General features: G+C 68.0%; 13 protein-coding genes. 6 read left to right on the forward strand and 7 right to left on the reverse strand.

The features are described from left to right. The 7 genes from METRZ18153_RS0116895 to METRZ18153_RS0116925 form a co-directional block, all read right to left on the reverse strand. Positions 1-1,056: an SDR family oxidoreductase gene (locus METRZ18153_RS0116895; RefSeq protein WP_020165853.1), complete on the reverse strand. Its 1,056-nt coding sequence runs from the start codon at positions 1,054-1,056 to the stop codon at positions 1-3. Between the two features lie 7 nt (positions 1,057-1,063). Further along, complete coding sequence (locus tag METRZ18153_RS0116900) at positions 1,064-2,344, reverse strand: nucleotide sugar dehydrogenase (protein WP_020165854.1); 1,281 nt, start codon at positions 2,342-2,344, stop codon at positions 1,064-1,066. Positions 2,345-2,365: 21 nt separating this feature from the next. Continuing rightward, positions 2,366-5,155: an XrtA/PEP-CTERM system TPR-repeat protein PrsT gene (prsT, locus tag METRZ18153_RS0116905; RefSeq protein ID WP_157257251.1), complete on the reverse strand. Its 2,790-nt coding sequence runs from the start codon at positions 5,153-5,155 to the stop codon at positions 2,366-2,368. A gap of 21 nt (positions 5,156-5,176) precedes the next feature. Continuing rightward, positions 5,177-6,526: a PEP-CTERM-box response regulator transcription factor gene (gene prsR / locus METRZ18153_RS0116910; protein ID WP_020165856.1), complete on the reverse strand. Its 1,350-nt coding sequence runs from the start codon at positions 6,524-6,526 to the stop codon at positions 5,177-5,179. A gap of 11 nt (positions 6,527-6,537) precedes the next feature. Further along, positions 6,538-8,625 (reverse strand): XrtA/PEP-CTERM system histidine kinase PrsK, encoded by a 2,088-nt coding sequence (prsK, locus tag METRZ18153_RS0116915; protein WP_020165857.1) that lies wholly within the window; start codon positions 8,623-8,625, stop codon positions 6,538-6,540. 94 nt (positions 8,626-8,719) lie between these two features. Beyond that, positions 8,720-10,066, reverse strand: coding sequence for a TIGR03013 family XrtA/PEP-CTERM system glycosyltransferase (locus METRZ18153_RS0116920; protein WP_081629131.1), 1,347 nt, complete (start codon positions 10,064-10,066; stop codon positions 8,720-8,722). 300 nt (positions 10,067-10,366) lie between these two features. After that, complete coding sequence (locus METRZ18153_RS0116925) at positions 10,367-11,539, reverse strand: hypothetical protein (protein WP_020165859.1); 1,173 nt, start codon at positions 11,537-11,539, stop codon at positions 10,367-10,369. Between the two features lie 185 nt (positions 11,540-11,724). Between METRZ18153_RS0116925 and METRZ18153_RS0116930 the strand changes: the two genes are divergently transcribed. From METRZ18153_RS0116930 to METRZ18153_RS0116955, 6 genes are read left to right on the forward strand one after another with little or no spacing between them, the layout of a single operon-like run. Further along, complete coding sequence (locus tag METRZ18153_RS0116930) at positions 11,725-15,165, forward strand: VanZ family protein (RefSeq protein WP_020165860.1); 3,441 nt, start codon at positions 11,725-11,727, stop codon at positions 15,163-15,165. Continuing rightward, positions 15,162-16,142, forward strand: a complete 981-nt coding sequence (locus tag METRZ18153_RS0116935) for a hypothetical protein (RefSeq protein ID WP_020165861.1) — start codon at positions 15,162-15,164, stop codon at positions 16,140-16,142. Before METRZ18153_RS0116930 ends, METRZ18153_RS0116935 begins: the two co-directional genes overlap by 4 nt. Then, positions 16,139-17,566 carry an MBOAT family O-acyltransferase gene (locus METRZ18153_RS0116940; protein ID WP_020165862.1) on the forward strand — a complete coding sequence of 476 codons (1,428 nt, stop codon included), beginning with the start codon at positions 16,139-16,141 and terminating at the stop codon, positions 17,564-17,566. Before METRZ18153_RS0116935 ends, METRZ18153_RS0116940 begins: the two co-directional genes overlap by 4 nt. A gap of 3 nt (positions 17,567-17,569) precedes the next feature. Continuing rightward, on the forward strand, positions 17,570-18,214 hold the full coding sequence (locus METRZ18153_RS0116945; protein WP_020165863.1) for a class I SAM-dependent methyltransferase: 645 nt from the start codon (positions 17,570-17,572) through the stop codon (positions 18,212-18,214). Positions 18,215-18,220: 6 nt separating this feature from the next. Next, a complete protein-coding gene (locus METRZ18153_RS20300) occupies positions 18,221-19,063 on the forward strand; it encodes a glycosyltransferase (protein WP_020165864.1) in 843 nt (280 codons plus the stop codon). After that, a complete protein-coding gene (locus tag METRZ18153_RS0116955; RefSeq protein ID WP_020165865.1) occupies positions 19,060-20,016 on the forward strand; it encodes a glycosyltransferase family 2 protein in 957 nt (318 codons plus the stop codon). The genes METRZ18153_RS20300 and METRZ18153_RS0116955 overlap by 4 nt, the downstream gene beginning before the upstream one ends. The last annotated feature ends 2 nt before the right edge of the window (positions 20,017-20,018 follow it).

A 20,018-nucleotide genomic window follows, 5' to 3' on the forward strand; every position in this document is an offset into this window, starting at 1 on the left:
TCAGGCAAGCGTCGCCGGCGCAAAACGCGCCACATACCAGTTCATCGCCTCGGCCAGACCGCGCGACACGTCGTGTGTCGGCGCGTAGCCAAGAAGTGTTTGCGCGCGGGTGATGTCGGCCAGCGAATGGCGCACGTCACCAGCCCGGAAATCGCGATAGTGCGCCCGGGCGCCGGCAATGTCCGGGAATCGTTTCACGAGTTCGTCGCGCATCGCTGCAAACAATTGATTCAGCGAGGTCTGACGGTGAGCGGCAACGTTGTAGACGGTGTTCACCGCGTCGGTACGCTCGGTCAGCCCGGCCAGCAGATTGGCCTGCACAGCGTTGTCGACGTAGCAGAAGTCGCGACTGGTTTCGCCGTCGCCGTTGATCTGCACGGTATCGCCGAGCAGCAGCGCGCGCGCCCAGCGCGGAATCACCGCGGCGTAGGCGCCTTCCGGGTCCTGCCGCGCGCCGAACACGTTGAAGTAGCGCAGACCCACGCAGGGCAGGCCATAGCAGCGGCCGAACACATCGGCGTACAGCTCGTTGATGTACTTGGTCACCGCGTAAGGCGACAGCGGCTTGCCGATGACGTCCTCGACCTTGGGCAGATTGGGCGAATCGCCGTAGGTCGAACTCGACGCAGCATAGACGAAGCGACCGACGCCGGCGTCGCGCGCCGCGACCAGCATGTTCAGGAAGCCGTTGACGTTCGAATCGTGCGAGGTGATCGGGTCGGCCAGCGAACGCGGCACCGAGCCGAGCGCCGCCTGGTGCAGCACCACGTCGACACCGCTGCACACCCGGGCGCAGGTCGCCAGATCGCGGATGTCGCCCTCGACGAAATCGAGGCGCGCCGCGGCCTGCGACGGCAGGCCGCCGAGCACCTCGTCAAGGTTGCGCTGATGACCGGTCGAGAAGTTGTCCAGCGCCACCACGTTCTGGCCGGCGTGCAGCAGCACTTCGACCAGATGCGAACCGATGAAGCCGGCCGCACCGGTCACCAGCCAGCGGCGCGGGCGCGCGGCCAGCGCGGCGGACAGGGACTCGGGCAGGGTTGCAGGCAGGGTCACGGGCGGCTCACAGGCGCCAGACGCTGACGCCCTGCGCCTCGAGCGCGGCCGTATCGAACTGGTACTTGATGTCGGCCAGCACGCCGCCAGCCTTCAGCTTGCCGACGTAATCGGACAGCGGACGGGCGGCAAACTCCTTGTGCGACACGGCGGCGACGATGGCCTCGACCTTGGGAATGTCGTCCCAGTCGGTCAGCGACACGCCGTATTCATGTTCAGCTTCCTTCGACTCGGCCACCGGGTCATGCACGATGACCTCGACGCCGTAGCTCTGCAGTTCGCGGATCACGTCGATCACGCGCGAATTGCGCAGGTCGGGACAGTTCTCCTTGAAGGTAAGGCCAAGCACCAGCGCCTTCGCGCCCTTGACCGACGCACCGCTCTGGATCAGCTTCTTCACCGTCTGTTCGGCGACGTACTTGCCCATGCCGTCGTTGATGCGGCGACCGGCCAGGATGACCTGCGGGTGATAGCCCAGCATGTCGGCCTTGTGAGTGAGGTAGTACGGATCGACGCCAATGCAGTGGCCGCCGACCAGGCCCGGACGGAAGGGCAGGAAGTTCCACTTGGTGCCCGCCGCCTTCAGCACCTCTTCGGTATCGATGCCGATCTTGCCGAAGATGATGGCCAGTTCGTTCACGAAGGCGATGTTGAGGTCGCGCTGCGTGTTCTCGATCACCTTGGCCGCTTCGGCCACCTTGATGCTCGAGGCCTCATAGACGCCGGCGGTGATGACCGCCTTGTACAGGTCGGACACCTTCTTCAGCGTATCCGGCGTGTCGCCCGACACCACCTTGAGGATCTTGGTAACCGTGCGTTCCTTGTCGCCCGGGTTGATGCGTTCCGGCGAGTAGCCGACGTTGAAGTCCTGCAGCCACTTCAGGCCGGAGAACTTCTCGATCACCGGAATGCACACCTCTTCGGTCGCGCCCGGATAGACGGTCGATTCGAACACGACGATGGCGCCGCGCTTCATGTACTTGCCGCAGGTTTCCGAAGCGCCGACCAGCGGCGAGAAATCCGGCTGGTGCGCGTCATCGACCGGGGTCGGCACGGCGACGATGATGTAGTCCGCTTCAGCCAGTGCCGCGCCGTCGGTGGTCACCGTCAGTTGGGTGGCGGCGCGCAGGTCCTCGCTGCTCACCTCGCCGGTCGGATCGACGAACTCGCGGTAGGCGGCCACCTTGGCGGCCGACATGTCCACACCGATGGTCGGCATCTTCTTGCCGAATTCGACAGCCAGGGGCAGGCCGACGTAGCCGAGGCCGATCACAGCAACTTTGGTCATGATTTTCTATCCGGATTCAGTTCAAAGAGTTTTCATCAGATCGGCCACCTCGGCGGCACGTTCGTACTTGCTGCCCAGCGCAACCAGCGGCTCCAGTTCCTTGCGCGCATCGTCCTTGCGTCCGGCGCCGGCAAGCCCACGCGCCAGATTCAGGCGAAGATCGTTGGCGAACGGCGCCGCCGAAACCGCCTGGCGCATCATCTGCAGGCCACGATCGGCGTCGCCGGCGGCAAGCAGAATGCCGCCGTAGGTGTCGAGCACAGCGGGATTGCGCGGCGCCAGCGCGTAGGCTTTTTCGGCGTAGCTGCGAGCCCGCGCATCCTTCTGCTGGGCGGCGATCCAGGCCAGGTTGTTCAGCGCGATCACATTGTTCGCGGAGCGCGCGAGCGCGGCTTCGTAACGCATCCGGGCCTCATCGAGCGACTTGCGGACCAGCGCGACGTCGCCCAGGTAGAGCAGCACCTCGACGTCCTTCGGATTGTCCTTGAGCCAGCCATCGACCAGCGTGCGCGCATCGGCTGCCTTGTCGTCCCGCTCGAGGGCCGCGTGCAGGCGAGTCACGTTGGTGGCCGTGCGCTCACGGCTCAAGGCCTCGCGATACGCCTTGATCGCCTGGTCCGCCTTCGACGAGGACATCATCAGCTCGCCTTCCATCACGTAACCCAGCGCCGCCTTGGGCCGCTGACGCTGGACGTCACGCGCCACGCGGAGCGCCTCGTCGACCGCGTTCCGGCTGCGGTGGATGGTGATCAGCATGTTCTGAGCCTCGACCGTTTCCGGCTGCAGCGCCAGCACCTTGCGCAGCGTCTGGATCGCCTCGGCGTCCCGCTTGGCGGCAACCTGGGTCGCCGCGAGGTTCAGTTGGGCGCGGACCGATGTCGGGTCGCGCTCGACCAGCTTGGTACGCGTGGCGACCGATGCCTCCGTTTCGCCGGCACGTGCCTGCGCCAGCGCCAGTGCGTCGAGCACTCGCGGTTCGTCCGGCATCGCGTTGAGTGCCTCGTTTGCGGCCGCCAGCGCCTTGCCACGGTCGCCCGAAAGCTGGTGCAGCTCGATCAGCGCAAGCCGCGGATTCACCTGCTTCGGATTGGCGTCGATGGCCTGCCGCAGCAGTTTGAGCGACTCCGGCGTGCCCTCCGGCGTGCGTGCCTTGAGACCGGCGAGCGCCATCAGCGCGTCGGCGTTCTTCGGCGACTTGGCGACGAACTGCTGCAGCACCGCCTCCGCGTCGGCGATCTTGTCTTCGGTCACATACATGCGGGCGAGGTTGTTGGCCGCGCTGAAATACGCCGGATCGACGTCGAGCGCACGCTTGAACTCGGCGCGCGCGCGGTCGGGGTCGTTCTTCAGCAGATAGGCGGTGCCACGCAGATTGATGCTGACCGGGTCGGTCTGGCGCTTCTTCTCCAGCGCATCAATCGCCGCCAGCGCGCGGTCGGCGTCGCGGTTGCGCAGATGCGCAACGATCAGCACCAGGTCCGGCCGGCCGCTTTCCGTATCAAGCCTGACCGCCTGCTCCAGCGCGGCGATACCGCCCTCGCGATCGCCTGCCGCCAGCCGGCTCAGGCCGAGCCGCGATTGCGCGTCGGCATCTTCGCTCTGCTTTTTCGCGGCGATCTCGAACGCTGCCTCGGCGCCCTTGGCGTCGCCACCCGTCAGATAGACCTGACCGGCGAGCGCCTGCACCTCGGGGTTCCCCGGGCTGGACTTGAGCAGCGGCGCCAGCGCCTGTCTCGCCTTGTCCAGCCGGCCGGTCCTCAGATAGGCACCGACCAGCACCTTACGGATGAACAGGGAGTCACCGCCATGCGCGATCACCTTTTCGGCGTGCTGTTCGGCCAGCGCATACGATTGCAGCTCGAATTCGGTCAGCGCGGCCAGTCCGAGCGCCGGCACGTAATTCGGCGCGACAGCGAGCGTCTTGTTCAGACGGTCCCGCGCCTCGATGAACTTGCGCTCCTTCACCAGCAGCAGGCCGTCCAGATAGTTGGCTTCCGGCGCCTTCGGCGACACCTTGCGCAGCGCCGTCAGTTCCTTGCGCGCTTCGTCGATCTTGCCTTCGTTCGCCAGCGCCGATACGACGACGAAGCGCGCCGTGACATTGCTCGGCTTGACCTCGTAGACCTTGCGATAGGACGCCATCGACTGCTCGAACTGCCCCTGCGCCGATCTCATCTCGGCATCGAGGAACCAGGCCTCGGCACTCTTCGGGTCGGCGGCCAGCACCTTGTCGAGCAGCGCGTGGGCACTGGCGAATTCGCGCTGCGTACCGAGCAGGCGCGCCTTGCCCAGTCCGGCGTAGAGATGGTTGGGGTCGGCCGCGAGCACCTCGTCGAAAGCCGCTTTCGCGCCGTCCTTGTTGCCCACCGCAAGCTGCGCATGACCGATCGCGGCCCTGAGGTCGGCGCTGGCGGCCGGCGTCGACAGCTTGGTCGTGCCCAGACGTTCGATCGCCTGCTTGCTCTCGCCGGCCTCGACCATGGCGCGCGCCAGCAGGGGGGCCACCTGTTCCGCCGGATGCCCGGCATCGAGCGCACGGGTCAGTTCCTTGACCGCCGACGGTGCGTCGCCAGTCAGCATGTGGAGACGTCCCAATTCGTAGCGGGCGGCGGCGTTCGAAGGATCCTTCTGCAGCAGGTTCTTCAGCTGGATCGCCGTCGTCTGCAGGTCATTGCGCTCGAACGCCGAACGCGCCTCCGCCAGCAACTCCTCGGGCGGCTTGCTGCGGTCGCACGCAGCCAGCGCAGATGCGCAGAGAAGTACGGCGAGCAGTCGGCTGACTCGCGGAAGGGTCGGGAATGTGGGGTTCAAGAGCGATGCTCCAGGTCGGTTTCAGCGCAGGCCGAAACGATTCATCAGGTCGTAAAGGGTCGGCCGGCTCACGCCGAGCATTTCGGCGGCCTTGACCATATTGCCGTCGACGCGCGCCAGCACGCTGACGACGGCCTTGCGCTCGGCTTCCTCGCGGATCTGGCGCAGATTGAAGAAGCTGCCGTTCTCTTCCGCCGGCTTCAGGCCCAGGTCAGGCACCATGATCTGGTTGCCGTCGGCCATGATGGTGGCGCGCTTGATGCAGTTCTCCAGCTCGCGCACATTGCCCGGCCACTTGTGCGCCTCGATCGCCGCCACCGCCTCGCGCGACAGCGACATCGAACTGCGTCCCTGCTCGCCGGCGAAGCGCTTGACGAAGGAATGCGCCAGCAGCGCGGCGTCGCCCTCGCGCTCGCGCAGCGGCGGTATCGTGACGACGATTTCGGCGAGGCGGTAGTAAAGATCCTCGCGGAAGCGGCTTTCGCCGATCAGTGTCTGCAGGTTCTGGTGGGTGGCGCACACCACGCGCACGTCGATCGGAATCTCGTCGCGGCCGCCCAGTCGCTCGATCACCCGCTCCTGCAGGAAGCGCAGCAGCTTGGCCTGCAGCGGGCCCGGCAGGTCGCCGATCTCGTCGAGGAAGAGCGTGCCCTTGTTGGCGACCTCGATCTTGCCCGGCGTCTGCTTGGTGGCGCCGGTGAACGCGCCCTTCTCGTAGCCGAACAGTTCGCTTTCGAGCAGGTTGTCGGGGATGGCCGCGCAGTTGATCGCGACGAAGCGTTCGCCGGCACGCTCCGAACGGTCGTGCAGCGTCTTCGCCAGCACCTCCTTGCCGGTGCCGCTTTCGCCCAGCAGCAGCACGGTGGCGCGCGTTGCCGACACCTTCTCGATGGTGCGCAGCACGCGCAGCATGTTGGCGTCGCGCGTGATGAAGCGGCCTTCGACACCGAGGTTCTGATTGGCCAGGCGCGTGTTCTCGGTCTGCAGGTCATGCAGGCGGAAGGCGCGCTCGATCAGCAGCGCCAGCAGTTCGGGTTCGAAGGGCTTGGCGTAGAAGTCGTAGGCGCCCATGCCGATCGCGCGCAACGCGTTGGCGCGGTCGTTCTGTCCGGTCAGCACGATCACCTTGGACTGCGGCGCCAGCGCCATGATTTCGCCGAGCAGGGCCATGCCTTCGGTCACATCGTCCGGCGCCGGCGGCAGGCCCAGGTCCATCGTGATGACCGCCGGCTCGTGGCGCCGTATCTGCGCCAGCGCCGATTCGCGGTCACTGGCAAGCACCACTTCGTAATCGTCGAAGCTCCAGCGCATCTGCTTCTGCAGCGCAGGATCGTCCTCGACGATCAACAGCGTACGACCCTTGTCAGCCATGTCACTCCCGGTCAGGCGACGGCCGCCGCGGCCGTCTGCTGAGGAAACACGAGCCGGAACAGGCTGCCCCGCCCCGGCTCGCTGATTACTTCGATGCGTCCACCCAGATCCTGGATGTAGCGGAAACTTTCATAGGCGCCGATGCCCATGCCGTTCGCCTTGGTGGACTGGAACGGCTTGAACAGGCGCTCGCGCACGAACTCTTCGGTCATGCCGCAGCCGTTGTCCTCGACCTCGACCACGACGCCCTCCTGTCCGCTGCGCGCCCTGATGCTGACTTTACCGTTTTGCGGCGTGGCATCCAGTGCATTCTGCACAAGATGCCCCACAACCCGCTCTATCCGGTCTTCATGAGCACGGATCACCAGTCCGCTCTCGACTTCGAGCGCCAGCGCGCAGCCACTGCGCGCACGTGACCGATGCAGCCTTTCGAGCAGCGGCGTCAGCGATACCGGCGCCGCCTGTTCGATCGGCTGGGTGCCGGAGCGCAGCTGCAGCAGCATGCTGTTCATGCGGCCGACCGCGTGCTCGATGGTGTCCAGCATGTCCTGCTGGAATTCCGGGTTGTCGCGATGCTTCTGTGCGTTGCGCAGCAGCAGCGTGAGCTGGGCAATGAGGTTCTTCAGGTCGTGCACGACGAAGGCGCTCATCTTCGAGAAGGCTTCGAACTTCTTCGCCTCGATCAGCGCCTCCATCGCCTGCGTCTGGTTCAGCACGCCCGCCACCTGGCGGCCCGCCGTCTTCAGCAGGTCGCGCACCTCCCAGTTCAGGTCGACCAGGGCGCGCGGGCGGCACAGCACGACGAAGCCGAGCGGCATGTCCTCGCTGCCGAGCGGGCAGATGAGCCAGGCCTCGGGAATCTGCGCCACCCATTCAGGCAGGCGCATGTGGCCATAGACGCCGGGGCGCGAGCGGTGCTCCTCGATATTGACCACCCACATGCGACCGAGCAGCAGCGCGATCAGCGGACTGTAGGCCGGCTCGCGCGCGTCGATGGCCGGCAGGTTGAGCCGCGCCGCCGGCGCATACACGCCCTGCTCGTTGCGCAGCCACAGCATGCCGCCCGGGCTTTCGACCAGATCGGCCATCACCCGTATCGACGCCTCGCGCAAGGTGTCGACGTTGGAGGCGCTGTACAGCGTGTCGGCCAGCTTCAGCCACTCCGCCCGGTAGTCATAGCGCAGGCTGAAGAAGTGCTTGTTCACGAATACACGCAGCCAGGCGCGCACGCTGCCGGAGGCGATGGACGCCACCAGCCCCAGCGCACCGGCTGCCAGCACCACGGTCTGCAGTGCCGCACCCCACTCTCCGCCGAAGAAACGGACGTAGTAGCCGGCCAGCGCGATGATGAGCAGCGCTGCCCCGGTCATCACCAGCGCCGAAGTGTGGAACACCGCTTCGCGCGACACATTGAGCCGGATCGACCACTCGCGGATGCGCGCCGACGACGCGGCGAACAGCGGAATGGCGATGGCGTGCACCAGACCGCGCACCGCCCACAGGGTCGGATCCAGTTCGCGGAACATCAGCGCTTCGGAGAAGAAATAAAGGTCGAACACCAGCGTGAAGCCCAGACCCAGCGTCATCGGCTTGACGCCCCAGCGCCACTGCTGCGGCGTGTTGCGATAGAACTGCTCGGTCATCACCGCGCCCAGCAGGCTCAGCGCCAGGCCGCACCCCATCAGCCAGACCAGCACCCCCGCGTCGCGCGGCAACACCCAGGACAGCACGGCGTAGGCGAGCGCACAGGGCAGGACCGTGATCAGGGCCAGCCGTATCAGCCAGGAAGGTTTGCGTACCAGCCCGCGCAGGGGCTGGCGCCCATCGGGGTCGACCACGCAGGCCGCCAGGAAGAACAGAAAGAGCAGGTAGTGCAGGGCATCGGCCGCGTGCGCCAGCGTCCACCACAGCGGATGGGGGCGCCACACGAATCCGGTCATCGCGGCACACCACAGGGCGCCGCCCACCATGCACCAGCCGAGCAGGCGGGCGCGCGGCGACCGGCTGGTGCTCATGAAAAGCTGCAGGCAGAAGGCGGCGAATCCGAGCGCGGCCGCAGCGTATGCGTAAAGCGCAAAGGCGGCGGGGAGGGAATCCATCAGGACGCGGCGTCAGGAGTGTTGCAATGAACCGCATTGTGCCCGTGACCCGCCGGGCGCGCAGCGCGCGGCCGACCGGACACGGGGGCGACGATCAGCGGGCGCCGTCGCCGGTCAGCACGACACGCACGGTCTGCAGCAGCACCAGGATGTCGAGGAAGAGGGTGTGGTTCTTCACGTAGTAGAGGTCGTACTGCAGCTTCTGCACCGCGTCGTCAACCGAAGCGCCGTAGCTGTAGCGCACCTGGGCCCAGCCGGTGATGCCCGGCTTGACGCTGTGACGGGCGGCGTAGAACGGGATCTGGTCGGTCAGCTGATCGACGAAGAAAGGACGCTCCGGGCGCGGACCGACGAAACTCATGTCGCCGTGCAGCACGTTGAAGATCTGCGGCAGTTCGTCGATGCGGGTCTTGCGGATGAAGTGGCCGACGCGGGTGATGCGGTCGTCGTTGCTGCCAGCCCAGCGCGGCTTGCCATCGGCTTCGGCGTCCAGACGCATGCTGCGGAACTTGAGCACCTTGAAGGTACGGCCGCCCTGACCGACCCGCTCCTGGCGGTAGATGACCGGGAAGCCGGATTCGATCGCAATCGCGATGGCAGCCAGCAGCATGATGGGCGCGGTCACGACCAGCAGCACGCTGGCGGCGACGATGTCGAACACGCGCTTGACCGCGCTGCGGGCAAAGCCTTGGCGGAAGCCGTCGCCGTAGATGAGCCAGCTGGCACGCAGCGTGTCCAGACGGACCTGGCCGCGCATGCGCTCGAAGAAACTCGACAGGTCGTTCACGGTGACGCCCGCCAACTTGCAGTCCAGCAGCTCGCGCAGCGGCAGCACGCCACCGCGGCGCTCGCGCACCGCCACGACGATCTCGTTGGCGCGGTGGTCGCGGGCCAGCTGCATCACACAGCTGCCTTCCGGCATCACCAGCGTGGCCGGCACTTCGACCGCCTCTTCGGCACCGACCGGCACGAAACCGACGATGGTGTGGGTGGCGCTGGCCGAGGTCGATACGCTGGCCCACACGGAAGCCGCCTCAGCGCCGGTACCGACGACCAGGATGCGCCGCGTGAACATGCCGGCACCGTCGGCCTGCAGGAAGGACGCCGCGCGCAGCAGCAGGATGCCGCCGAAACCCATGCACAGCGACACATCGAGTGCCGGCATCGCGACGCTGCCCTGCGGCAGCAGGCGGAACACCATGTAGGCAACCGGCAGGCCGAGCAGGAAGGCAAACAGCACGCGCCCGACCAGTTCGGACAGATTGCGCGGCTGTTCCCGCTGGTACAGGCCCAGCGCGCTCATCAGCAGCGTCATCAGGATGGCGAACACCGAAGCCGGCAGCAGTGCGGGCAGCAACGATTCCATGCTGGCGGGCGCGCTGATCCAGGCGGCGCCGAAACCGGCGATCAACAGCACGATCGCCTCGGCGATAAGTCTCATGAGCGTGACGGAAGGTACGTAGTGACTGAACAGTCTGACCACAATCAACCCCTTTTCGGCCGCCCGGACGATGCTTCGGACCGGCCGCAAATATTGTCCCGACGCGGGGGCGCCGGCTTGTTGAGCGCGAACGATATGGGCTGAGCCGGGGATCACGCGTGAATCTGGTCACAAGAAGCCGCGGCGCACAGGGGCGGTGATAACTAACGCACGTTGCGACGCCGTTTCAGGGCTACTGGCCAGGCAGGGAGACACAAATTTCCACAATGAAAAAGCGCATTCCGGCGCCCGGCGGCGGCTTCAGGCAGCCAGCGCGACCGCAAACACCGTCAGGAAACAGAGCAGCAGCAGCACCTTGCGCCGACGCCCCGTGGTGAGCAGGCGGGCCGGCAAGGCACGGAGTCTGGCCGGCAGACCGTGGTCGAGCAGTGCCGATCCGCCGGTCGCGTAGGCGTCGGCCAGCGCCTCGACCGACACGAAACACAGCGTCGGGTAGCGCTTGCAGGCCTCGGCGATCAGGCTGTCGATGGCTGCCAGACTGTCCTGGTGCCGGGCCTGCCGACCGACGAAGTTCGAGCGGTGCGTTTCCAGCAGCAGCGGGCGTCGCTGCGCCCACTTGCGCGCCAGCGCGTCCAGCCCGCGCTCAGCGCGGTGGCCGCGCACCGGTTCGTAATAGTCGTCGCGCACCAGCGCCGTCAGCCCGGAAGCACAGCGCTGGCCGTTCCGGTAGAGCCGGCCGCTATCGACCGGCAGGCCGTCGGCGCCGCGCCGCTCGTAGCGTTCGCCCGGCGTCACCAGCGCGCGCACGCCAGCCGCCGCCCAGGCGGTCTCGACCTCATCGTTCCAGACGAAGGTCGGTGGCACGGCCACCGCCGGCATCACGCCGAAGACGCGGGCGAAGGTCGACACCTCGGCCGTCGCGCGACTGACGATGTCGGCCCTGTCCAGCGCCTGCGAGGGCAGGCTGGACGCGTCGGTCCAGCGGCTCTGCAACGGCGACGGCAGGTCTTCGGTGGCTGGAAAGGGCTGGTTTCGCCACGCCCGCAGCGCCGGATCCTGCGCGCAGGCCCTGTCGAGCACAGCCGGGTGATAGTGCTGCATGCCATGCAGCTGCAGCGAGAACACGCCGCGCGCCACGCCAGCGCGCATTTCCGCCAGCACGGGCGCCAGCCGGGCGTCGTCCAGCGCGACGCAGGCTTCCGCCTCGTCCGGTCGGGCCGCGTCCGGTCCGGCCAGGATGACGCCCAGGGTCATCACCGGGTGGCGGCCCTGCGCATCGGCGTGCGCCGACAGCACGCGCGCGATGTCGCGCAGCGCGTCGGCCTGTTCCAGCGGGCCGTAACCCCAGTCGTCCCCCTCGAACACCATGACAGGGTGGCGCAGACAGGGCTCGGCCCAGGCGCGCGCGAGATCGCGCCTGACGCAGTAAAGCGCGACCGCCCACAGCAGCAATGCCCCGTAAAGCCCGTACATCGTCCCCTCCTCCGGGTGCGCACTTTCGCACAGACCGGCCGCCGACTCCCGCTCCGGCCCGCGGCCGATCGTGACTGATGGCACTTCCGGCAGCGACAAGCCGCCGCCACCCCCTATCGGCCGCCGGTGCCGGTCCGGATAATCGCCGCGCACGTCCTCTGTCAGTCAGCCCCTCGTCCCCGTCCATGCCCTTCGAAGCGCGCCACACCCGGAACGTCCTCGCGGCATGCGTCGTCTATACCGCGCTGATCCTGTGGGGCAGCCTCTACCCCTTCACCGGCTGGCGACCGACCGCCGATGCACTGGCCTTTCTCGGCGTGTGGAACACGAAGGCGCTGTCGGCGCCCGATCTGGTCGTCAATGCCCTCATATACATACCGCTGGGCATCGGACTGCGCTGGCTGACGCGAAGCTGGCCGGCGCTGCTGTCTATCGCGCTGGCGACGGCCTTCGCCGCCGCCCTCAGTTTCGGGGTCGAAGCTGCGCAGGCGCATCTGCCGCAGCGGGTGCCGTCGCTGGCCGACTTCATCCTGAACACCGGTGGCGGGTTCGTCGGCGCCACGATCGCCGCGCTGCTGACGCCGCGCTGGCGCCTGGTCGCCCGCCTGCAGGCCTGGCGCGCGCGCAGCTTCCAGCCGACGCGCGACGCCGATCTGGCCCTCGTCGCCATTACCGGCTGGGCCCTGTCGCAGCTGTCACCCTTCGTGCCCTCGCTCGACCTTGGCACCCTGCGCAACGGCCTCGCACCGCTGGCGGCCACGCTGGGCGACCCGGCCAGCTTCGATTTCGCACGGATGGCCGCCTACGCGCTGGAACTGTTCGCGCTCACACTGCTGGCGCGCGACGCCCGCCAGCGCACGGCGTCGCTGACGCGCTTTCTGTGGCTGTTCGTGCTGGCAGTGCTGCTGTTCAAGGTGGCGGTGATCAGTCGCCAGCTTTCGGCCGAAGCGCTGGCTGGCGCGGCGGCCGGCCTGCTGTTCGGGCTGGCACTGCCGCGCCGCCTCAAACCGGCACGCCCGGCGCTGGCGGCGCTGGCCATGGTGCTGGCGCTGTCCATCGGCGAACTGACACCGGAACCCGGCGCGCTGCGACAGCTGAACTGGACGCCCTTCGTCGCTCACCTGAACAATCCGATGCTGGGCCTGAGCGTGCTGATCGACACCTTCTGGCCCTATGTCGCACTGGCGGCAGCTCTGCACCGTCTGTCGGGCGGCGGGCGCGGCATCACTCCGGTCATCGTGCTGGTCTGCGGCGGCCTCGCCTTCGGGCTGGAATGGATGCAGCAGTACGTGCCTGGCCGCACGCCCGACATCACGACGGTGGTGATGGCGCTGGCCGGCGCCCTGCTGGCGGTCCGGCATCTGGCGCCGGCAGCCGGTGAAGCGCCGCGGCCGCGCTCGCCGGTGCGTCCGCGACTGGCATTCACGCTGGTCGCCGCACTGCTGCTGAGCAGCGCCAGCGCGGTGTGGTCGCTCGCACGCACGCCCCCTCCAACCGTACTCGCCTCGGCGCGCAGCAAACCGACGCTGCCACTGCCCGAGGAACTTCAACTGCCCGCCCTGCCCGGCTTCCGCCACGCGCATCCGCGGCTGCCCTACCCGTCGGCCGGCGACATCGTCCGCCTGCGCGCCGAAAACCCCGACTACATCGCTCAGCTCGTCAAGCGCGCCAAAGGCGGCAGCGGCGATCTGAGCGCGGCCATCGAGGCGGCGGTGCTGGCGCCGGAAACGCAGGACGTGCGTGTCATCGTCGAGCGCGTCGTCCGGATGAAGCCCAACTGGCGCGGCCACGCGCAGACCAAGCCGATCGCCCAGGTCTATGACTGGCTGCACGACCGCGTACCGCCGGAACTGATGCCGAAGCTGAAGGACAAGGTGATCGAGGCCTGCAATCACCAGATCCGCGTCATCCGCCTGGAGGCGCTGTCGCCGTACAACGTCTATCTGTACAACGCGCCCTTCCAGGCGCTGATGGCCTGCGCGCTGTCCATCCACGGCGACGATCCGCGCGCGGCGCCGGTGATGGCCTTCACCTACGACTACTGGATCAACCGCGTGCTGCCGGTGTGGCGGCAGATCGGCGGACGCAACGGTGGCTGGCACGAAGGCAACGAATACGTCGGCATCGGCATCGGCCAGGCCATCTACCAGGTGCCCGCCATGTGGCGATCGGCCACCGGCGAGGACCTGTTCCGGCAGGAGCCGGCGCTGCGCGGCTTCCTCGATTTTCTGGTCATGCGCCAGCTGCCGGACGGCAGCAGCGTCAAGATCGGCGACGGCCGTTTCGGCCGCCGCGCGGTGGACGACGCACAGGCGCTGGCGCTCGAATACCGCCACGCGGCCGCCTACACGCTGTACGGCAAGCCCGACCGCAAGCCGGTCCCGACCTCGTGGCCCTGGGGGCCGCTGACCGACACCACGCTGTACTCGCCGGCCGCGGTGCAGACACAGCCGCTCACCCATTACGCCGACGGCCTGGGCTGGCTGCTCGCCCGCAGCAGCTGGCGCGACGATGCCACCCATCTGAGCTTCAAGGCCGGCGACAACTACTGGTCGCACAGCCATCTCGACCAGGGCAGCTTCACGCTGTACAAAGGCGCGCCGCTGGCGCTGGACAGCGGCTGCTACTGCGGCTACGGCACCGACCACCATCTGAACTACCACTACCAGACCATCGCCCACAACACGCTGACGGTGACCGATCCGGCCGACACGCTGCCGATGCCGGCGCGCCAGAACAAGAAGCCGCGCACCATCGCCAACGACGGCGGCCAGCGCCGTGTCGGTTCCGGCTGGGACCTGCACGCCGCGCCGATGGACCTCGAAGACTGGCGCAGCAAGTACGACGACTTCCACACCGGCCGCATGGTGCGCGTGGTCGAACAGGACGGCCTGCTGATCGCGCTGGCCGACATCACAGCCGCCTACACCAGCGCACAGACCGGCGCCCACAGCTTCCACCACCGCACACGGCGGGTCGAGCGCGCCTGGCGCATCTTCATCTACGACCGCGCGGCCGACATGCTGGTCGTGCAGGACACGCTGGAAGCGACGCACGCCGAATTCACCAAGCGCTGGCTGCTGCACAGCGCCGAGGCGCCGCGCATCGACGGTCGGCGCTTCGTGATCGAACGCGCGCCGGTGATGCAGGTCGCCGGCCTGCCGCGGCTGGAGGGCGAGGTGCTCTACCCGCGCGACGCGCGCATCGTGCCGATCGGCGGCAAGGGCTTCGAGTTCTTCGTCGACGGACTCAATTTCGATGAGAACGGCACGCTGGCCGCCAACATCGCGCGCGGCCCGTCCGACCTCGATCCGGGCGCCTGGCGGCTGGAAATCTCGCCCGCGGCGCCGGCGCTCGAAGACCGCTTCCTGGTCGTGCTGCGCCCGAGTCTGGGCGCACTGCCGCCGCTGGACGCCACGGTGGTCGAACAGGCGGATGGCATCGTCGCCGACATTTCGCTGCCGGGCCGCCGGCTGGCGCTGCGTTACCCGCACGACCGGCTGGCGGTCGAGGCGACCGTCACGCTGGCCGACGGCAGCCGCCGCACGCTCAGCGTCGAGGGCGAAGGCACGCGCGCGCCGGCCGCCGGATGGATAGATCAACTTCGCGCCTGGGTGTCCCGATGAACAGAGGATGGACTGCCGCGCTGGGCCCGGCAGCATGGATTGCGCTGGCCCTGCTGGCCTGCTTCGAACTGGCACTGCACAGCGACGCGGTGCTGCAGCGCTACCGCGCCGTGTTCGCGGTCGGCCGCGCCACCGACAAGATCGATTTTGTCGAACACGCCCAGCCGTCGTTGCTGGTGCTCGGCAACAGCCGCGCCGATAACGGCATCGCGCCCGACGCCCTGCTCGCCGCGGCCGGATCGCCCGCCGGTGTGCGCGCCTTCAACCTCGGCATGCCGGGTGCCAACGCACTGGTGCTGCACGGCGTGGCCGACCGTCTGCTCGAAGCCGGCGCCCGACCCAGTGACGTACTGATCACGCTGGACGAAACGCTGTTCCAGCACGAGGACTCGCTCGGCTACTACGGCTTTCTGGCCGAGCGCGACGCGCTGCTCGACGGCGGCTTTCATGCCGAGCTGTTCGGTTCGCTGCTGCGTACCTGGTATTACAGCGGCAATCTGCGGCAACTGCGCGAACCGGACAAACTGCTGCGCTTCGCCGAGGCGACGGTCGGCGAGGTCGAGCCGGTGGGCGGCAGCGCCGCGCAGAACATGGGCTACCGCGCCGGTTTCAAGGGCCGCTTCCAGAACCGCGAACAGCTGATGGCGCAGGAGGCGGGCACACGTGCGCCACCCGATCCGCGCATGGTCGATGCGATGCACAAGCTGGTCGACCGCCTGGTCAGGGCAGGCGTACGCGTGCACCTGATCGCCACCCCGCTGTTCGGCCGCGAATCGGCCTTCGGCCCCGGCGCCGCGCCCGGCCCCTACGCCAGCGTCACACCGGCGCTGGAAGCGCTCGGCGCGCGCTGGCTCCAGGTCGATGTGCCGGCCCTCGAACCCGACCACTTCGCCGACCCCGGTCACCTGAACGACGGCGGCGCCCGCCTGTACAGCGCCGCCCTGGGCGACGCCTGGCGCAAGGACACCGCACGATGATCTTCAGCCAGCCCGTCTTCTTCGTCTTCCTTGCCGCGCTGCTGGCGATCTACGGCCTGTGCCGCACGCAGCCGCAGCGCGCGGTCGTGCTGCTGGCCGGCAGCCTCATCTTCTACGCGTCGTGGAAACCGGCCTACCTCATCCTGCTGGTGCTGTCGGTCAGCATCAACTACCTGTTCTACAGCGCACTGTCGCGCACACGCAGCAAGCGCACGCTGGTGATCGCGCTGGTGCTAAATCTGGCGCTGCTCGGCGGCATCAAGTACCTGGGCATGCTGATCGACACGGCGATCGCCGTCGCCGCCTTCGCCGGCCATACCGACACCGGCCTCGACAGCCACTGGACGCACTGGGCGCTGCCGCTGGGCATCAGCTTCTACACCTTCCACATGCTGTCGGTGATGATCGACGTGTACCGCGGCGAATGGACCACGCGCATTTCCTTCCGCTCGTGGTGGCTGTACATCAGCTTCTTCCCGCACATGGTGGCCGGCCCCATCCTGCGCGCCTCCGAACTGGTCGAGCAGCTGGAGCGCCTGGGGCCGCTGCAGGCGCGTGACCTCAAGGTGGGTGCGCTCATCTTCATGGGCGGGCTGATCAAGAAGATACTGTTCGCCGACAACTTCGCCGGCCTGGCCGACGAACTGTGGGCCGACCCGTCGCGGCTGGACACTGCCACCGCGTGGCTGGCGGTCACCGCCTTCGCGCTGCAGATCTACTTCGACTTCTCCGGCTACAGCGAAATGGCGATCGGTCTGGCGCGCGGCTTCGGCGTCGATCTGCCGCGCAATTTCCGCTACCCCTACATCAGCCGCAGCCCGCAGGAATTCTGGCAGCGCTGGCACATCACGCTGTCGCGCTGGCTGCGCGATTACCTCTATGTGTCGCTCGGCGGCAACCGCGCCGGCTACGCGCGCACGCTGGCCAACCTGATGATCACCATGGTGCTCGGCGGGCTGTGGCACGGTGCCGCCTGGACCTTCGTCATCTGGGGTTTCCTGCACGGCGCCTGGCTGGTGGCGCACCGCGTCGTCCAGCCCTGGCTGCCGAAGCCGCAGGCGCCGGCAGGGCAGATCGCTTACGCCGTGCTCGCCTGGGGCTGCAGCATGGTCGTCGTCTGGGTCACCTGGGTGTTCTTCCGTGCCGGATCGACCACACAGGCCTTCGACATCTGCGCGCGCATGGCCGGGCTGGCCGGCAGCGACGCCAGTCCACCGGCGGTGCGCAGCTATGTCTGGCTGCTGACCGCGCTCACCTGCGTCCTGGTGCTGCTGGAGTCGCGCATCGTCAGCGCCTGCGCCAGCGGCCTCGACCGCTGGTCGCGGGTGACGCCGCTGCTGCGCGGTGGCGTCTATGCGGCCGCGATACTGTGTGTGGTAGTTTTCGGCGGCAGCACGCAGCGTTTCATCTATTTCGACTTCTGATCCGTGAGCGACATCCAGCGCTACCCCGATTCCCCGCGCAGCGAAATGCAGCGCTTCGTGCCCGCAGGCGCCCGCCGGCTGCTCGACGTCGGCTGCCACACCGGCGCCTTCGGCCACGCGCTGAAACAGGTACGCGACATCGAGGTATGGGGCATGGAGCCGGCCGCCGACGCCGCCGCGCTGGCAGCGACCCGGCTCGACCGGGTGCTCGCCGAGCCGATGGCGGCAGGCTGCGCTCTGCCGGACGCCCACTTCGACGCCATCGTGTTCAACGACGTGCTCGAGCACATGGAATCGCCGTGGCAGACGCTGGAACTGGCGCAGCGCTGGCTCACGCCGGACGGCGTCGTCATCATTTCGCTGCCCAATCTGCTGCACGTCGAGAACGTCGAGCACATGCTGTTCGAACGCGATTTCCGCTACGAAGGCCGCGGCGTGCGCGACCGCACCCATCTGCGTTTCTTCACCCGCAAGAGCGCGCTGCGCATGATCGAGGACTGCGGCTACCGGGTGGACACCGCAGTGGGCATCAACGAATCGTGGTGGTCGCCGTCACCGCTGCGCCGCCTCACCTTCCGCCTGTTCGACCGCTGGCTGGCCGAATTCAAGCCGCAGCAGTTCGCCTTCGTGGCGCGACCGCAACGCTGAGCTGCCATGGATGCGCCGTCGATCAGCGTCGTCATGCCGGTGTTCAACGGCGCAGCACATCTGGCCGAAGCCCTCGATTCGGTGCTCGCGCAGAGCCTGCCGGCGGCGCGCGTCGTCGTCGTCGATGACGGCTCGACCGATGGCAGCGCTGCGCTGCTGCAGCACTACGGCGACCGGATTACGCTGGTGTCGCAGACCAATCACGGCCAGGCGCACGCGCGTCGCACCGGCGCCGCCGCTGCCGGTGGCGAACTGATCGCCTTCATCGACCAGGACGACGTGTGGGATGCCGACAAGCTGGCGCGCCAGGTCGATCTGATGCAGCGCTTTCCGGAAGCGGGTGCCACCTACTGTGATCACCGGCGCATCGACGCCGACGGCAAGCTGCTGGCCGCCACCGGCTCGGGCTATGGCCTGCGCGGCAGCGGTCGCATCCTCGACGCACTGCTGCGCGGCAACTTCATCCTCAGTGCCTCGCTGGTGATGATCCGCCGCAGCGCCTACGAAGCAGCCGGCGGCTTCCTGCCGCAGCGCGGCTTCTGGGCCGACGACTACAGCCTGTGGCTGCGCACGGCCGCACACGCCCCCATCCTCTATCAGGCGGAAACGCTGGTGAGTTACCGCCAGCATGCGAACAACACCTCGGGCGACCGCTATGAGCAGGCGCGCGGCGACATCCAGGCGCTAGAGGAACTGTGCGCCCATCTGCGCGCAGCAGACATGACCGCGGCACTGCCGGCGGCCCGGCGCGCCCTGCGCGACGCCTGCATCGGCACCGCGATGCTGGCGCGACAGCGTGGCGAGTGGCGGCAGGCGCTGCGCCATCGCGTCGCCGCCTGGCGGACATGAGCGCGATCACGGACAGCGCCGCGCCGCTCGTGTCGGTGGTGATACCGACGCACAACCGGCCCGGACTGCTGCGCGAGGCGCTCGCCTCGATCGCCGCGCAGACCTGCACCGACTGGGAAGTGGTGGTGGTCGACGACGGCTCGACGCCGCCGATCGACGCCGCCGAGCTGGAAACCATCGTCGGCCCGCGGCTGCGCCTGGTCCGTCACGAACAGCCGCGCGGTGTCGCCGCCGCGCGCAACAGCGGCTTCGCAGCCGCCCGCGGCGAACTGATCGCGCAGCTCGACGACGACGACAGGCTGGCGCCGGAAGCCCTGTCCGCCGCCGCAGCGGCGCTGCGTGAAGCCGACGTGGCCTTCATCGGGGTGGACGCGTTCGGCGACGAGGCGGACGACGTCAATCTGCGACAGCGGAGTGCGACACGACGAGCACTGCGCCTCGCGAGCGCCCGCGCCGGAGACGACAGAGGTGTCATCACCTTTGATGGTCGCTTGTTTGCGTCGCTGCTGCTCGGCGTGCCGGCTTCGTTCCAGCACCCGGTGTTCCGGCGCACTGCACTGGATTCCATCAGCCCGATGGACAACGACCACTGGCCCGAATCGGCGTGGGCGATCGAGGCCGCTGCACGTGGGCTGCGCTGTGCGCTGGTCGATCAGCCGCTCTACCAGTGGCGGCGCGACGGTCAGAGCTATTTTTCACAGGCCGCGTTGGCCAGCCGCATGCACGAGCACGACGTAAAAATGAAACGCGCGCTGTTCGAGCGACTGCAGCCGGTGCTGCAAGCCGAACAGGGCCGGCTGCTCGGGCGCGCACTCGGCAATGCCCTGTTCGACCGCTGCTGGGCGACGCAGGGTGCCGCGCCCGGTTTCTGGCGAGATTTCATCCGTTCGCTGCGCCTGGCACCGCGGGCAGGCCATCTGGCGCTGCTGCTCAGGCGGCTGCGCGCCGACTGAGA

Origin of the sequence: Methyloversatilis discipulorum, assembly GCF_000385375.1 — a bacterium.
Taxonomy (GTDB): domain Bacteria; phylum Pseudomonadota; class Gammaproteobacteria; order Burkholderiales; family Rhodocyclaceae; genus Methyloversatilis; species Methyloversatilis discipulorum_A.

Bases quoted from the DNA above. Each gene is read 5' to 3' on its own strand.
- METRZ18153_RS0116955 (WP_020165865.1), top strand. From the start codon at position 19,060: ATGAGCGCGATCACGGACAGCGCCGCGCCGCTCGTGTCGGTGGTGATA.
- METRZ18153_RS0116940 (WP_020165862.1), top strand. From the start codon at position 16,139: ATGATCTTCAGCCAGCCCGTCTTCTTCGTCTTCCTTGCCGCGCTGCTG.
- prsR (WP_020165856.1), bottom strand. From the start codon at position 6,526: ATGGCTGACAAGGGTCGTACGCTGTTGATCGTCGAGGACGATCCTGCG.
- prsK (WP_020165857.1), bottom strand. From the start codon at position 8,625: ATGGATTCCCTCCCCGCCGCCTTTGCGCTTTACGCATACGCTGCGGCC.
- METRZ18153_RS0116920 (WP_081629131.1), bottom strand. From the start codon at position 10,066: ATGAGACTTATCGCCGAGGCGATCGTGCTGTTGATCGCCGGTTTCGGC.
- METRZ18153_RS0116900 (WP_020165854.1), bottom strand. From the start codon at position 2,344: ATGACCAAAGTTGCTGTGATCGGCCTCGGCTACGTCGGCCTGCCCCTG.
- METRZ18153_RS0116925 (WP_020165859.1), bottom strand. From the start codon at position 11,539: ATGTACGGGCTTTACGGGGCATTGCTGCTGTGGGCGGTCGCGCTTTAC.
- METRZ18153_RS20300 (WP_020165864.1), top strand. From the start codon at position 18,221: ATGGATGCGCCGTCGATCAGCGTCGTCATGCCGGTGTTCAACGGCGCA.
- METRZ18153_RS0116930 (WP_020165860.1), top strand. From the start codon at position 11,725: ATGCCCTTCGAAGCGCGCCACACCCGGAACGTCCTCGCGGCATGCGTC.
- METRZ18153_RS0116935 (WP_020165861.1), top strand. From the start codon at position 15,162: ATGAACAGAGGATGGACTGCCGCGCTGGGCCCGGCAGCATGGATTGCG.